The 14,252-nt window shown below is 63.2% G+C and carries 13 protein-coding genes; all 13 read right to left on the bottom strand.

The features are described 5' to 3' along the window. Window positions 1-509: 509 nt before the first annotated feature. Window positions 510-1,472 (bottom strand): alpha-ketoacid dehydrogenase subunit beta, encoded by a 963-nt coding sequence (locus ACP99_RS08125; RefSeq protein WP_049986109.1) that lies wholly within the window; start codon window positions 1,470-1,472, stop codon window positions 510-512. A 6-nt stretch (window positions 1,473-1,478) separates the two neighbouring features. After that, a complete protein-coding gene (locus ACP99_RS08120) occupies window positions 1,479-2,627 on the bottom strand; it encodes a thiamine pyrophosphate-dependent enzyme (RefSeq protein WP_049986108.1) in 1,149 nt (382 codons plus the stop codon). A gap of 175 nt (window positions 2,628-2,802) precedes the next feature. Continuing rightward, entirely contained in the window at window positions 2,803-3,834 is a 1,032-nt protein-coding gene (locus ACP99_RS08115; RefSeq protein WP_049986107.1) for an ABC transporter substrate-binding protein, read from the bottom strand. Window positions 3,835-4,047: 213 nt separating this feature from the next. Then, complete coding sequence (locus ACP99_RS08110; protein WP_049986106.1) at window positions 4,048-4,980, bottom strand: VOC family protein; 933 nt, start codon at window positions 4,978-4,980, stop codon at window positions 4,048-4,050. A 103-nt stretch (window positions 4,981-5,083) separates the two neighbouring features. Continuing rightward, window positions 5,084-5,869: an HpcH/HpaI aldolase family protein gene (locus tag ACP99_RS08105; protein WP_049986105.1), complete on the bottom strand. Its 786-nt coding sequence runs from the start codon at window positions 5,867-5,869 to the stop codon at window positions 5,084-5,086. A gap of 138 nt (window positions 5,870-6,007) precedes the next feature. Continuing rightward, on the bottom strand, window positions 6,008-6,373 hold the full coding sequence (locus tag ACP99_RS08100; protein WP_049986104.1) for a VOC family protein: 366 nt from the start codon (window positions 6,371-6,373) through the stop codon (window positions 6,008-6,010). 112 nt (window positions 6,374-6,485) lie between these two features. Then, window positions 6,486-8,057, bottom strand: a complete 1,572-nt coding sequence (locus tag ACP99_RS08095; protein ID WP_049986103.1) for a class I adenylate-forming enzyme family protein — start codon at window positions 8,055-8,057, stop codon at window positions 6,486-6,488. Window positions 8,058-8,064: 7 nt separating this feature from the next. Next, window positions 8,065-9,147 carry an amidohydrolase family protein gene (locus ACP99_RS08090; RefSeq protein ID WP_049986102.1) on the bottom strand — a complete coding sequence of 361 codons (1,083 nt, stop codon included), beginning with the start codon at window positions 9,145-9,147 and terminating at the stop codon, window positions 8,065-8,067. Window positions 9,148-9,270: 123 nt separating this feature from the next. After that, window positions 9,271-10,503: an ABC transporter substrate-binding protein gene (locus ACP99_RS08085; protein WP_081927276.1), complete on the bottom strand. Its 1,233-nt coding sequence runs from the start codon at window positions 10,501-10,503 to the stop codon at window positions 9,271-9,273. Window positions 10,504-10,675: 172 nt separating this feature from the next. Beyond that, window positions 10,676-11,638 carry a branched-chain amino acid ABC transporter permease gene (locus ACP99_RS08080; RefSeq protein ID WP_049986100.1) on the bottom strand — a complete coding sequence of 321 codons (963 nt, stop codon included), beginning with the start codon at window positions 11,636-11,638 and terminating at the stop codon, window positions 10,676-10,678. After that, on the bottom strand, window positions 11,635-12,522 hold the full coding sequence (locus ACP99_RS08075) for a branched-chain amino acid ABC transporter permease (RefSeq protein ID WP_081927274.1): 888 nt from the start codon (window positions 12,520-12,522) through the stop codon (window positions 11,635-11,637). Before ACP99_RS08075 ends, ACP99_RS08080 begins: the two co-directional genes overlap by 4 nt. Before the next feature lie 283 nt (window positions 12,523-12,805). Further along, window positions 12,806-13,516 (bottom strand): ABC transporter ATP-binding protein, encoded by a 711-nt coding sequence (locus ACP99_RS08070; RefSeq protein ID WP_049986098.1) that lies wholly within the window; start codon window positions 13,514-13,516, stop codon window positions 12,806-12,808. Beyond that, complete coding sequence (locus ACP99_RS08065; RefSeq protein ID WP_049986097.1) at window positions 13,509-14,231, bottom strand: ABC transporter ATP-binding protein; 723 nt, start codon at window positions 14,229-14,231, stop codon at window positions 13,509-13,511. Before ACP99_RS08065 ends, ACP99_RS08070 begins: the two co-directional genes overlap by 8 nt. Between the last annotated feature and the right edge of the window lie 21 nt (window positions 14,232-14,252).

Raw genomic sequence — 14,252 nt, 5'->3', positions numbered from 1 at the left:
TGAGTGTGTCAAAAGAGAATTCGGCGCTTGCAGAGCGTACTATGACAAGCATACGTTTGTAATGACACCGTCCAAATCGGATGTCGTCACGACTAGTTCAGATAGAGTACCCGTAGAACCGGTCGGACAGTGGAGTAGATCGTCGAACACGTTTCGCTGAGACCACACTGTGCGCCGAACGGGAACCTCGCGTTAATTTGGTTATATCAAAAATTTCACGCAGAGGGAAGGAACTGTGTGAGCAGCGTTACTGACAAATGTATGTCTGCAATATATTTTTGACATTTCTTTCCGTAGTATTATAAATCGGTCTGCTAGACCGTAATATAGAGGTGTTGGGTCAGTATCAGTCTGTTAGTTTCTATATTTATATGACTATAAATATTTTCTAAAAATTTTTTGAGGTTTTGCAGCGTACAGCACGCATTGCTCAGAGCGAAGAAGAAACCGAGAACTGAGACGCGAAACGAATGCGAAGGACGGTCGAGCCGATGGTGGTCCCTGCAGCCCTACTCGGCGACGCGTTCGATCGCCTCGGCGATCCGCGGCGGGTGAGGGATGTAGTAGTCCTCCATCGAAAGCAGCGGCACGGGGATGTCGAAGCCGGTGACGCGTTCGATCGGCGCTTCGAGGTACATCAACACCTCGTCGTTGATCGTCGCGATGATCTCGCTGGCCCACCCGCCGGATTTGGGCGCTTCGTGGACGACGACGCACCGCCCGGTCTTCTTCACCGACTCGACGATCGTCTCGCGGTCCATCGGCGAGATCGTCCGCAGGTCGATCACCTCGGCGTCGACGTCGATCTTCTCGACGGCCTCGAGGGTCTTGTGCATCATCGCACCCCAAGAGATCACGGTGACGTCTTCGCCCTCTCGGCGGACGGCGGCCTCGCCGATCGGGACCTCGTAATCGTCGGCCGGGACGTCCTCGCGGACCGAGCGGTAGACGTGTTTCGGCTCCATAAACAGCACCGGATCTGGGTCGCGGATGGACGCCTTGAGCAGTCCCTTCGTGTCGTAGGGCGTGCTCGGGATGACCACCTTCAGGCCCGGGATGTGCGCGTACGCACCCTCCAAGCTCTCGGAGTGGTGTTCGAGCGCCCGGATCCCCGCACCGTACGGCGTCCGAACGACGAGCGGGGCGCTCCACTCGCCGCGAGTGCGCCAGCGCATCCGACTGGCGTGGGTGACGAGTTGGTCGAACGCCGGCGGCAGGAACCCGGAGAACTGGATCTCCGCCACGGGCCGCAGACCGAACACGGCGAGTCCGACGGCCCCGCCGGCGATGGCGATCTCCGAGAGCGGCGTGTCGACCACGCGGGTCCCGCCGAATTTGTCTTTCAGTCCCTCGGTCGCTCTGAACACCCCGCCGGTCTCGGCGACGTCCTCGCCGAAGACGACGACGCGTTCGTCGCGCTCCATCTCCTCCGTCAGGGCCATATTGATGGCGTCGATGATAGTTTCAGGCATAGATACTCACCCCTTCGGCCGCCGCTCGATGTACTCTTCGAGCTCGTCCAGTTCCTCGAGGCTGCGTTCGAGTTCGCGCAGTTGGTCTTCGAGCTCGGACGGCAGTTCGTCGTAGAGGTAGACGAACAGTTCTTCGACGTCTCGCGGACCGTACGCGTTCGCCGCTTCGATCGCCGCGTCGAACTCCTCGTCGACCTCCGCGACCATCGCCTCCTCGTCGACCTCGTCCCACAGCCCTTCGGATTTGAGGAACGACTCGTAGCGCTCGATCGGGTCGCGATCGAGCCACGGTTCCACCTCGTCCCGATCGCGGTACTGGGTGGGATCGTCGCTCGTGGAGTGGCCTTCGCGGCGGTAGGTGAGCCCCTCGAAGAGCACCGGGTTGCCCTGCCGTGCGAGTTCTCGTGCCTCGCTCATCGCGTGGTACGTCGCGAGAACGTCGTTGCCGTCGACGCGGATACCGTGGAGGCCGTAGCCGACGGCCCGCTGTGCGATCGAGTTGGCGTTGGTCTGTTTCTCGAACGGCGTCGAAATGGCCCACTGGTTGTTCTGACAGTAGAAGATCGCCGGCGCGTCGAGCACGCCCGCGAAGTTCACCGCCTCGTGGAACGCGCCGGTGCTCGTCGCCCCGTCGCCGAAGTGGGCCGTGACGACCGCGTCGGTGTCGGTGATGTTCATCCCCCAGCCGATGCCGGTGACGACCGGGAGGTACCCGCCGACAGAGATTCCGATCATACAGTTCCGCTGCGCGAGGTACTTTTGCGCGTCGTCGATGCCGCGCCAGAAGAGCAGGATGTCCCGCAGCGAGACGCCTTTCATCAGCATCGCACTCGTCTCTCGGCCCATCGCGAGGAGGTAATCGTCGTCGGTGAGTGCGTAGCCGCTGCCGACGATGCTCGCCTCGTGGCCGCGACTCGATCCGACGGTACCCATCTCGCCGCGTCGCTGGAGGTTGATCATCCGCTCGGCGTACCGCTTCTCGACGAGCATCCAGCGGTAGAGGTCGACGAACTCCTCGGTGGTCAACTCCGGGACGTCTTCGGGGTCGTACTCGCCGTTTTCGTCTATTATTTGATATTTCTTGACAGGAAGGTCGTCCTGCGTTATCCACGGGGCGTCGAGATCATCAGCCCCCTGTGAGGTGTTTTTGGTCATACGTCGTTCGGTCCGTATCGGTTGACTTATCGGGCTGATAATAAATATACCGAACGATTGGGTCGATCCGGTCAGTGCAGTCCTGCGGTACTCTCGCTATCCGGCCAGGTCACAGGTCGATCGTCGGTGCTGAGACGCCGCGGAAAAGAATCAGTGTGGCTGACGGCGGGGCCGCTCAGTTCTGCGGGATGTAGTCGTTCGTCGCGTACTCGGTGACGTCGAAGGTGTCTTCGACGAAGCCGAGGTTGACCATCTCGTCCATCGTGAACTGCAGGCGGTCCATATCGATGGTGAGGTCCTGCCGGTAGTAGTCGTTGTTCGTCAGGAAGAAGCCGTCGACGAGCGGTTCCGGGAGTTCGAAGTACTCGGCCGCCAGCGAGACGGCCTCGCTTCGGTTGTCGTAGGCCCAGTCGACCATCTCGCGGAAGTCCTCGCCCCACGCCGCGATGGCGTCGCCCTTCTCGTCCAGCGAGTTGTTGGACGCGACGGTGTAGGCGAACGGGTACTCCTGCTCCCAGATGTCCTGAGAGGAGTACACCTCGTTGAAGCCCTCGCCGCGGGCCGCGACCGCGAAGATCGCGGGGAACACGCCCGCGTCGATGCGGCCGTCGTTGATCGCTTCGACGAACGTCGGGAAGGGCAGTTCGACGATTTCAGCGTCGTTCTCGGGATCGAGTCCGATCTGCTGGAACTGCTTGACGATGATCGAGTGGACCCCGGTCCCCTGTGCGTTGACGCCGATCGTTGCCCCTTCGAGGTCTTCGGGTTCCGTAATGTCCGAATCCGCGCCGGAGAAGACGGTGATCCCGTACCAGTCGGGATGGGCGTCCCAGAAGTCGGTGGCGATCATCGAGATGTTTCCGGGGACGGCCTCCTGCCGAACCGCCGAGGCGTAGCTCACCGTCGAGAGCAGCGCCATATCGGCGTTTCCGGCGGCCATCTTGTTCAGCGAATCGGGCGTGCTCTGGTCTCGGGTGACGTCGAGTTCGTACTCCGAGCCGAGATTCGTGAGCTGATCTTGAATCTCCTCGATCGCGAACAGCGACGCGATGTTCTCGACGGGGACGGTGAACGCCAGTCCGAGTTCCGGCGTCCCGCCGGTAACGTTCGAGAGCGCCGAACAGCCTGCGAGGCCGGTCATCCCGAGCGTTCCGACCGCTGCGCCTGACTTCAGAAACGACCGCCGCGAGGAGTTCTCGATTGGCATCGTGGGCGGAGAAATAGATTCTACCTAAATAAATGTTTGTGAATGTGTCCCAGAATGTCTACGGAGGAGCACGTTAGCCGGGTGACACGCGACGGTCAGATGGGTTCACGGAGCGCAACCAGAGGAGTAAGCAGTGGTTACCGCGCCGAGTCGTCGGAGGCCGTCAGAAAAATCGGACGTGTCGGAACCGCGCCGACGTGAGAGGGGCGTCGCTCAGTAGGTGACGCGGGCCTTCGACTCGATCTGACCGATCCACTGGCGGTCTTCGAGGTCGCCCTCCTGCCACTCGATCGTCTCCCACTCGGGGTCGAAGACGAGGTAGCCGCCCGCGTTGAACTCGATGCGGTGGCCGCTGACGGGGTCGCGCACGTAGAGGAACTTCCCGCGAGAGATAGAGTGCTGACCGATTCCGTCGGTCGGGATTCCGTGTTCGTTCATCGCGTCGTGGGCGTCGAAGAGGTCGTCGGCGGTGTCCACCTTGTAGGCGATGTGGTGCAGCGCCGGGTCGTTGGCCGCGTCCTCGTCCTCGATGACGGCGGCTTCGATCTTGTTGCCGTTGGCGCTGAGGAACGTGCCCCACCGCGATCCGTCGGCGCGGTTGTACCGCTCCTGCACGCGGAAGTTGAGCGCCTCCTTGAGCCACGCGCGGAAGTCGTTCGCCTCCGGATCCCACAGTTGGACGTGGTCGATCCGCTTGGGCGCGATCGGGTTCGTCGTCGTCCGCGAGTACGTCTTGTTCTTGAGTTTCGAACGCCGCTCGGCCGGCGGGTCCGGCTTCTCCATCTCGTAGTAGAACTCGAACTCGTGGCCGGTCGGCGTGGTGAAGCGGAACGCCTCGCCCTGACCGCGCTCCTCGCCGGCGTCGATCCACGTCACGTCGATCCCCTCTTCCTCGAGGATCTGCTCGAACTCGCCGAGGTACTCCGGCTTCCGCGTCTGCCAGCCGACGTGGTCGACGCCGGCCTCATCGGCCTCGCTCAGGACGATCGAGTGGTGGTCGAACTCGTCGACCGCGCGGAGATACGACGTGTCGCCGTCGCGTTCGACTTCTTCGAACCCGACGGCGTCACAGAAGAATTCCAGCGATCCGTCGAGGTCTGGGGTTTCGAGCGCTACGTGACCGAGACGCGCGAGCTCAGGGGTCATCGTACCCGAATCACGTTCGGCAACCGTAATAATTCATTCGCCTGCGGCGGTTCGTGAAAGGCGAATGCCGATCGAGGCGACGGTCCCGGACGAGGCAGAGGGACTACCGAAGCGACTCGATCGCGTCGAGGCGCTCTGAGAGCACGGACTTGACCGAGGCGAGGTCACCGCCGATCCGGATGATCTGGTGGCCGTCGTCGACGGCGGTCTCGATGGCGTCGGGATCGGTCTTGATGACGCCCGTCGGAACGTCGGCCTCGTGGCACGCCTCGGTGATCTCCTCGATCTGTTCGACGACGTCGGGGTGGGTCTTCTCGCCGGGGTGGCCCATCTGCACCGAGAGGTCGGACGGACCGATGAACACGAAGCCGAGGTCCGGCACCGAGAGGATGTCGTCGAGTTCCTCGACCGCGGTCGTCTTCTCGATCATCACGCCGAGACAGACCTCCTCGTCCTCCGTTTCGATGTAGTCGTCGGGACCGAGTCCCCACGTCCGGGAGCGGCCGCTCGCCATCCCGCGCTCGCCCGGCTCGCCGTCGTAGACGAACCGCGTCGCCTTGACGGCCTCGCGGACCTCCTCGGCGTCGTCGACGCGGGGGATGAAGAGGTTGCGAACGCCCGCGTCGAGCACCTTCCGGATCAGCGATGGGTCACCGCTTGGCAGGCGGACGAAGAGCTCCGTGCCGCCGACCTCGGCCGCGCGCGTCAGTTCCTCGAAGACCGAACTGTCCCACGGGCTGGGCCCCATGTGCTCGAAGTCCAGCCAGACGAAGTCGATCCCCAGTTCGCCGTAGATCTCGATCACCGTCGGCGAGAACGTCGACGAGCGCGCGCCGAAGACGACGTCGTCGCTCTCGATGGCTCGCCGGAAACTGTTGCGTTGCTCCATTGTGGGCTCGACTGCGGTAGCGAGGTGGTTATACGTCCGATCCACCCGACACGTCGCGGGACGGGGAGGCGACTACCGGCGCTGGAATCCGAAAAGGGGGACAGACGCGGGTCGTTCGACCGCGCGCTCGGAACCGGGTTACTCGTCGTCCTGAACGATCTGGAAGCGGCGGCCGTCGGGGTCGCGGAAGTTCGTGATCGTGCGGCCGGTCTTGTCGACGTGGTACGGACCGACGATGGCGTCGACTTCCTTCTCCTCGAGGTCCTCGGTGATCTCCTCGATGTTGTCGACGGCGAAGGCGATGTGGTTGATTCCGGGGACTTCCTCGCCCTCGACCGTGTGGATCTCGAAGAGCGGACCGTCGCCGTCGGCGGGGGAGAGTTCGAAGGACTGACCGTGGTGTTCGGTCTCGCGGTGCTCCTCGTACCCGAGCTTCTTCAGGAAGTCGGCCATCTCGGTCGCGTCGCTCGCTTCGATCTCGATGTGGTCGATCTCACCGATCATACCCGAACGGAGCCGTGCGACGATAGTAAGTATTCCGATATTGCGACCCATCGGACGGATCGACGACCGGTTTTCGCGGCACGCGAGACGGGGTTCGGACCGGAAGGAGAGCTTACGACTCCTCGGACAGCAGCCGCGAACGGAGCGCCGCTCGGTCCAGTTTCTCTGTCGCGGTCCGCGGGAACGCCTCGTCGACGAAGTGGTACTCGCGCGGACGCTCGAATCGCGCGACGTTCTCGCTTTCGAGACACCACGCTTCGAGTTCGTCGGGGCCGACGTCGGCGTCACTCCGACGGACGACGGCGACGACCTTCTCGCCGTACTCCTCGTCCGGACGGCCCAAGACGGCCGCCTGTTCGACGGCGGGATGTTCCAGCAGTCGCTCCTCGATCGGCGTCGGGAACACCTTGATCCCCTTCGATTTGATCATGAAGTCCGTCCGGCCCTCGACGTAGAGGTAGCCGTCCTCGTCCTTGTACCCGAGGTCCCCCGAGTACCACCAGCCGTCCTCGAAGACCTCCTCGGTCTTCTCGGTGTCGTTCCACGCCCACGCGGCGCAGTCGGGGCCGTTGATGATGATCTCCCCCGTCTCGCCGGCCGGTTTGATCTCGTCGGGCCGTCCGTCGGGTTCGACGACGCGGACCCGCGTTCCGGGGATCGGTTTGCCGACGCTGCCGGTTCGGTCCTCGGTGAGCTCCTGGGCGCTGATTTCCGTGCCCAGTACCTCGGTCGCGGCGTAGCTGTTGTAGACGCTCTCGCAGATGTGTTCGCGCATCTGGGTGAACGTGCGCTCGTCGAGGTACTCGCCGCTCGTGACGACCCGATCGAGCGAACTGAGGTCGTACTCAGAGAGCGAATCGAGCCGGAGGACCTCCTGCCACATCGTCGGGATCAGATCGGCGGTCGTCAGGCCCTTCTCGTCGATCAACTCGACGTACGCCTCCGGGTTCCACGAACTGAGGAAGTACGTCGCCGCGCTCGACGACAGGCCGGGCAGGTACAGCATCAACCACGCCGCGAACGACGGCGTGAACACGTGCGCCTGTGCAGCGTTTCGATCGAGCGCCAGGAGCTTCTCGAGGTGGAACGCCTTGTGACAGAGAGCACGGTGGGTAAAGCACCAACCCTTCGGCCGCCCGGTCGTCCCCGACGTCCAGAGGATGGCGGCGATATCGTCTTCACGGACGCGGACGTCGGGTTCGACGGCGGCGTGGGACTCGATGAACGGCTCGTGGGACTGTTCGTAGCCGGTCTGCTCGCTCCCCGTCGTGACGACCGCGTCGAGATCTGTCGTGATCTGCTCGTAGAGATCCTCCTCGACGAACTCGGAGAACGTCTCGTCGATTACGAGCACGCGAGGGCGGATCGCGTCGATGCAGTAGCGGATCGTCTCCGCCGACGCGCGGGTGTGCAGGTTGGATACGAGACATCCGGCCTTCATCGCGCCGTTGTACAGCACGGTGTGCGCGATCGAGCAGTCGCAGAGGAACGCCACCCGGTCGCCCTGCGCGCAGTGCTCGCGGAACCCGTTCGCGGCGCAGAGACTGCGTTCCTCGAACGTCGACCACGTTATCTCGCGGCCGGTGGTCGCCTCGCCGTAGGCGACGCGGTCGGGGTTGTTGGTCGCCGCGATCTCCGAGAGTTCGGGCAGCGACGGCAGTCCGTTGGTGGATGTCGTGTGCATCGTCCGTTCAGAGGTCGATGTAGTTTCTGAACATCCGGTTGTCCTCGACGTCGATGTCGAACAACCGCACGGCGTTGCCGCCGAGGATCAGGTTCAGTTCCTCCTGCGGGAGGTCTCGGTCCATCGCGAACTTCTGGAGTTGTCGGAGGCTCGGCCCCCAGAAGTCGACCTGATGGGCGGGGAGCCCGCGGTCTGCGATCTGGTCCCAGTAGTACGGCGGGTCCTCGTTCGGCTGGCTGATCTGCGGCATCGACGCGCCCCAGTCGGTGCCCCAGAGCAACTGGTCGACGGCGATGTTCGGGTCGTTCATCGGCTTCTTCAACAGGTCCGCCCAGTAGAGACCGATCTCGAGGTAGACGTCGTCGAAGGAGGCCGCCACCTGACAGCACTGGTCGACGTGGTGTTCGCGCCACGTCGCCTGCATCCCGCCGTGGTCGAAGATTATCGGCACGTCGGGGTACTCGGCTTTCATCTGGCTCGCCAGCGTCGGATCGCTCCAATCGGGGAAGTAATCGAAGATACCCAGCCCGGTCGCGTACCCGGACACGTACCCGGTGTGCCAGCGGATCGGCACGCCGTGTTTGTCGGCGACCTCGAAGAACTCTCGCAGTTCGTCCTTCCGGTCGGACCAGTCCATCGGCTCGGTGGTCGTCGGGTCGTACGGCATCCCCTCGCCGATCATCCGGAACCCGTCCTCTTCGAGCCACTCGTCCACCTCTGCGGCGGCGGCCTCCGCCGTCCACTCGATCTCGCCGCGCTGGGCGGCCTTCATCGTCTGAACGGGATAGGCGGCGGCGACGAACTTCTCGGGGTGTTCGTCCATCATCTCCGCGTGCATCTCGTTCGTGAAGCCGAACGTTCCCGGGAGGAGCACGCACATATCGACGCCGTACGTGTCCATATCGCGCAGGACGCGATCGGAGTTGTCGTAGATGATGACCTCGTCGTCCTCGGTCGCTTCGTCGCCGGGCACGGCGGTGATCATCTTCTTCGCGAGTTCGCCGTAGTCGGCCTCGCCGTCGAGTTGGATCCGAGCGGCGTGTCGCTGCGCGTGACAGTGCGTTTCGACTAGGAATCTACCCAGCTTCATACGACCTCTTTCGACCAACCAGTCATAAATGTATGTGAGATATTCCTACACAGTCGGTGACGCCGGAGAGTCCCGACTCGCAGTCTGGAAAAAACGGGCGAAAACTCGGAGTGGTCCGACCGATCAGAGGCTGCAACGCGCGTCCGGAATGACGTCCGGGTACTCGGCGAGGACCTCCACCTCGGGCGTGTCGCCGTCGCCGGCGACGCGTCGCCCGCCGAAGAAGTTGAGCGCGGCCTGGTGGTCTTCCTCGCGGAACTGGACGGGGCCGAAGACCGAATCCCACTCGAGCCCTTCGAGTCCCGAGATGATGTCGTCGGTGGCCGTCGAGCCGCTGTCCTCGATCACCGTCGCGAGCGCCCGCATCAGCTCGAAGGACGCACCGGCCGTCGAGTTCGGCAGCAGCGAGCTGTCGAGTTCGTTGTAGATGCTCTGGAACTCGTTGTTGACCTCGGTGTCGAGGCCCGGGTTGTAGAAGTGCGTTCCGAACCACCCGTCGACGGTGACCTCGTCGGGCATCGTCGAGGCGGCGAACTGGCCGATCGGCTTCCCGGAGTTGAACATCATCACCTTCTCCTCGGGCAGTCCGAAGGAGTTGGCCTGCGGGATCAGCTGTGCGGCCGCGCCCCAAGTGAGAACGCCGGTGACGACGTCGGCCTCGCTGTTGGAGATCTCGGAGATGTACGACGACCAGTCGGTCTCGCCGAGCGGGACCAGCGTGCTGCCGGTGACCTCGCCACCGACCTCGCTCATCGCCTCTTCGACCAGTTCCAGCCCGTTCTGGCCGAGGGCGTAGTCCTGCGAGACGTAGTGGACCCGCGAGGGGTCGATGTCGCGGTCGATGTGGTTGGGGAGCTCCTGAATGAACTGCGTCCCCGTCGGAGCAAGGTGACGGTTGCTGGGCCAGATGAAGAACCCGTACTCGTTGCAGTTTTCGGGGTTTTCACGGGCGTCGACCGAGGAAGCCGTCGTCATGAGGTGCGGGACCTGCCCCTCCTCTTTGATGTACTGCATCACGGCGATGGAGTTCCCACTGCTCACCGGGCCGATGATGGCGTCGACGTCCTCGTCTTCGACGAGCGTCCGGGCCGCCTGGATCGACGTGTTCGGATCCGACTCGTTGTCCTCGACGATGAGCTCGAACTCGTTGTCGAGGATCTCTCCACCGAGGTACTCTTCGGCGACTCGGAGCCCCCGTTCGTTCTCTTCACCGGTTCGTGCGAACGGGCCGCTCAGGGCCATCACCGCACCGATCTTCACCGAGTCTGACCCGCCGCCTCCGCCGCCGAGGCAGCCGGCGGCCGACGTGAGACCCGCAACGCCTGCAGCTTTGAGGAACGATCTTCTCTGGAGCATAGTGTGCCTACCCTTGTGTTACCGCTATTCATAATAAAATTTCGGGTTGGTTTGCGGCGAATTTAGCGGGATCCGTGCCGACACAGCAAGTCTCGCAGCGATTGCACCTGATCGCTTGCACGGTGGTGCGCCAACACTCGATCGAGTGAGACGGGATCGAGATCGTCGGGCGCTACTCGTCGTCCCGAACGAATCCCATCAGTCCGTCCGGGAGAGTGAACACGAACACGACGAAGAGCAGTCCGAGGAGCAGCCGGTAGCCGCCCTGCCAGAGGTTCTGCAGGAGTTCCTGGGTGAAGAGGAGACCGACCGCAGCCGCGAACGGGCCGAGCAGCGTCCCCGTGCCGCCGACGATGATCCAGATGATGACGTCACCCGTGAGGGCGAACGAGATGTCCGAGGGCGAGGCGATACCGACGGAGCCGACGTAGATCGCGCCCGCGAACGCCGAGACTGCCGCGGAGAGGACCCACGCGATCATCAGTTCGCGGTCGGTGTCGTAGCCGAGATACCGCATCCGGAGCTGGTTCTGTCGCGTCGCGTGGAGCACGTCGCCGTAGTCGCTCTTGATCAGGCGGTAGATGCCGAACCCGACGAGCGCCACGAGCGCGAGCGAGAAGTAGTAGTACTCCATTTGGCCGCCCAGGTCGATTCCGAACACCGACGGCGGGCTGAAGAATCCCAGGCCGTCGGAGCCGCCGGTGAGCCACGTCGTGACGAACGTGAAGTCGTGCATAATGGCCCCGAACGCGAGGGTGAACAGCACGAAGTAGACGTGCCCGATGCGGCGCTTGATCGGGATGTACCCGACGGCGACGGCGAGGAGTACCGCGAGGATGACGGCCGCGGGGAATCCGAGCCAGAACGACAGATCGTAGTCGACGACGAACTTGGCCACCGTGTAGGAGCCGACCCCGAAGAACGCCGCGGGAGCGAGCGTGAGCAGTCCAGCGTACCCGAGCGCGACGTCGACGGAGATGGCGAACAGCCCGAAGATCAGCGCTTCGGTGGCGAGGTCCGCCTGACTGGGTGCCAGAAACGGCACGGCGAGCACGAGGAGTACGCCGAGCGCGAGCAGGGGGCGTCGCGCCGTCCCACGCGCGTATTCGCGAACGTCCGCCATCGTGTCGCTCATTCGTGCACCTCCGGCTTCCCGAAGAAGCCACGCGGTTTGTACAGGATGAACACCATCGCCGCCGCGAAGATGACGATCCGGACGTACGTCGGGGCGAGCAGCAACCAGCCGAAGGCGATGATCTGGCCGACGATCATACTCACCACGAAGGACCCTTTGAAGCTTCCCATCCCACCGACGATGATGACCAGGAAGGCCATCGTGATGTAGTCGAGCCCGATCGTGGGGTACATCGAGGTGATCGGCGCGGTGAGGGCCCCGGCGAGGGCCGCGAGAGCCGTGCCGAGGACGAACGTGATGGTGTAGATCCGTGCGGTGTCGACCCCGAGAATCTCGGCGGTCGGCTGCATGTTCGCCGTCGCGTGAATTTCGAGCCCCAGACGGGTCTTCGCGAGGAGCAGGCCGACCCCGAGGGCCACGACCGCCCCGACGGCGATGACGAACAGCCGGTAGGACGGGTAACTCACGCCCAGGATCTGTACGGATTCAGGGAGCGGTGACGGCACGGTGTACGATCGGCTCCCGAAGTACACCGCCAGCGCCTCCTCGATGACCAACCCGATACCGAACGTGCCCAAGAACCCGAGCAGCGGCTCGTCGTAGATCCAATACAGGAGCTTGCGTTCGAGGACGAACCCCAAGACCGTGACGAGGGCGACGGAGACGACGAGTCCGAGCCAGAAGTTTCCCGTGGCTTGGATCACGATGTAGGTGCCGTACCCGCCCAGCGCCAACATCGCACCGTGCGCGAAGTTGATGAGGCCGATCAGTCCGAAGATGAGAGAGAGGCCGCTCGCGACCAGGAAGATGATCATCCCACGACTTACGCCGTTGAGCGCGTAGGTGATGAAATTATCAGCGGTGATGAGAGGTATTTCGTACATATTTCCTCACGATGTGGTTACGTACGAACGGAGGCAGTCGAGGCCTCGGCGACTGTGCAAGTGAATGTTCGTCATAGATGGTATGTTGAAACCGATAGCCCACATCATATTATATTTTTTGTTAAAAGAGTCAGCAGATATCCGGGGGAAAACGGGCGAGAAGGCGGCAACAGAACGGGAACTGGTGGTGAGGAGGATCGCAGGTCACACGAGTCCGAGAATCGAACAAATCCGGCCGGCGATCGTCACTTGTGGAGGGGATCAGACGTCAGACGCGTCCGTTTCAGACAGTGAGATACTTCTCTTGGAGTTCCTCGTCGCCGAGGTACTCCGAATCGCCCTCCTCGACGATCTGTCCCGTCTGGATCATGTAGCCGCGGTCGATGAGCGGGAGCATTCGATTGATGTTCTGCTCGACGATCAGGACCGCTTGGTCGCCGGTGACGAGCGATTCGAGGATCTCGACGACGTCGTCGATGATCGCGGGCGCGAGGCCCTCCGTCGGTTCGTCGAGGAGCAGGAGATCCGGATCGGTGACCAGCGCCCGGCCGATGGCCAGCATCTGCTGTTCGCCGCCCGAGAGCGTGCCGCCGCGCTGTTTCTCCCGTTCGCCGAGTCGCTCGAACTGCGTGAAGACGTTCTGGATCCGCTCTTCCCGGACGTCCTCGGAGACCGAGGCGGCCATCGCGAGTTCGAGGTTCTCGCGGACCGACAGCGCCGGGTAGATCTCCCGTTCCTCCGGCACGTACGCGATGCCCTCGCGGATGATCTCGTGCGGCGCCCAATCGGAGACGTCCTGACCGCGGTACGTGACCGTCCCGGTCTTGCGATCGATCCGGTTCACGAGGCTGTTCAGCAGGGTCGTCTTCCCCATCCCGTTCCGTCCGAACACCCCGACGACGTCGTCGGAACCGATCTCGAGGGAGACGTCGAAGAGGACCTGACTGTCGCCGTAGAAGGCGTTGAGGTCCTCGACCGAGAGGAGGTCACTCACCGAGATACACCTCCCGGACCTGCGGGTTCTGAACGACGTTTTCGGGCGTGTCCGTCGTGAGGACCGAACCGTTGTGCAGCACGGTGATCCGATCGGAGATCGCGCGGACCAGATCGATGTCGTGTTCGACGATCAGGATCGCGTAGTCGCCGCGGAGCTCTTCGAGGATCTCTCTGACCTCGGCGGTCTCCGATTCGTTGAGGCCCGCCGCGGGCTCGTCGAACAGGATGACCTTCGAGTCCATCGCCAACACGAGCGCGATGTCGAGGAACCGCTTTTGGCCGTGCGAGAGGTTTCGCGCCACCGTGTCGAGTTCGTCTTCGAGATGGACCCGCTCGGCGACCTGACGGATCTCCTCGGAGTAATCGGCGTCGCGATCGAAGACGCTCCGGACGGTCCGCGTCGTATCGCGCACCGCGAGGCGGAGGTGCTTTCGGACCGTCATCTCCGGGAAGTACTGAACGACCTGGAACGATCGGCCGATCCCCTGCCGGGCGATGGTCGACGGCGATAGCCCGACGAGGTCTTCGCCCTCGAACTCGATCGTCCCCTCGGTCGGGGACAGTTCGCCCGTGATCAGGTTCACGGTCGTCGTCTTTCCGGCCCCGTTCGGTCCGATGAGCCCGTGGATCTCACCGGGACGGAGTTCGAGATCGACGTCGTCGACGGCGACGACGGAATCGAACCGCTTCGTGAGCCCTTCGACAGAAAGCATTAGGCGCGTTCCCCCCTTCGG

Origin of the sequence: Halobellus rufus (assembly GCF_000739575.1) — an archaeon.
In the GTDB taxonomy this organism is placed as follows: domain Archaea; phylum Halobacteriota; class Halobacteria; order Halobacteriales; family Haloferacaceae; genus Haloquadratum; species Haloquadratum rufum.
This window is presented reverse-complemented; position numbering and strand designations above follow the sequence as displayed.

What these genes read in the sequence shown, in the direction of transcription:
- ACP99_RS08125 (WP_049986109.1), bottom strand. Translation starts at nt 1,472, where the DNA reads ATGCCTGAAACTATCATCGACGCCATCAATATGGCCCTGACGGAGGAG.
- ACP99_RS08120 (WP_049986108.1), bottom strand. Translation starts at nt 2,627, where the DNA reads ATGACCAAAAACACCTCACAGGGGGCTGATGATCTCGACGCCCCGTGG.
- ACP99_RS08115 (WP_049986107.1), bottom strand. Translation starts at nt 3,834, where the DNA reads ATGCCAATCGAGAACTCCTCGCGGCGGTCGTTTCTGAAGTCAGGCGCA.
- ACP99_RS08110 (WP_049986106.1), bottom strand. Translation starts at nt 4,980, where the DNA reads ATGACCCCTGAGCTCGCGCGTCTCGGTCACGTAGCGCTCGAAACCCCA.
- ACP99_RS08105 (WP_049986105.1), bottom strand. Translation starts at nt 5,869, where the DNA reads ATGGAGCAACGCAACAGTTTCCGGCGAGCCATCGAGAGCGACGACGTC.
- ACP99_RS08100 (WP_049986104.1), bottom strand. Translation starts at nt 6,373, where the DNA reads ATGATCGGTGAGATCGACCACATCGAGATCGAAGCGAGCGACGCGACC.
- ACP99_RS08095 (WP_049986103.1), bottom strand. Translation starts at nt 8,057, where the DNA reads ATGCACACGACATCCACCAACGGACTGCCGTCGCTGCCCGAACTCTCG.
- ACP99_RS08090 (WP_049986102.1), bottom strand. Translation starts at nt 9,147, where the DNA reads ATGAAGCTGGGTAGATTCCTAGTCGAAACGCACTGTCACGCGCAGCGA.
- ACP99_RS08085 (WP_081927276.1), bottom strand. Translation starts at nt 10,503, where the DNA reads ATGCTCCAGAGAAGATCGTTCCTCAAAGCTGCAGGCGTTGCGGGTCTC.
- ACP99_RS08080 (WP_049986100.1), bottom strand. Translation starts at nt 11,638, where the DNA reads ATGAGCGACACGATGGCGGACGTTCGCGAATACGCGCGTGGGACGGCG.
- ACP99_RS08075 (WP_081927274.1), bottom strand. Translation starts at nt 12,522, where the DNA reads ATGTACGAAATACCTCTCATCACCGCTGATAATTTCATCACCTACGCG.
- ACP99_RS08065 (WP_049986097.1), bottom strand. Translation starts at nt 14,231, where the DNA reads ATGCTTTCTGTCGAAGGGCTCACGAAGCGGTTCGATTCCGTCGTCGCC.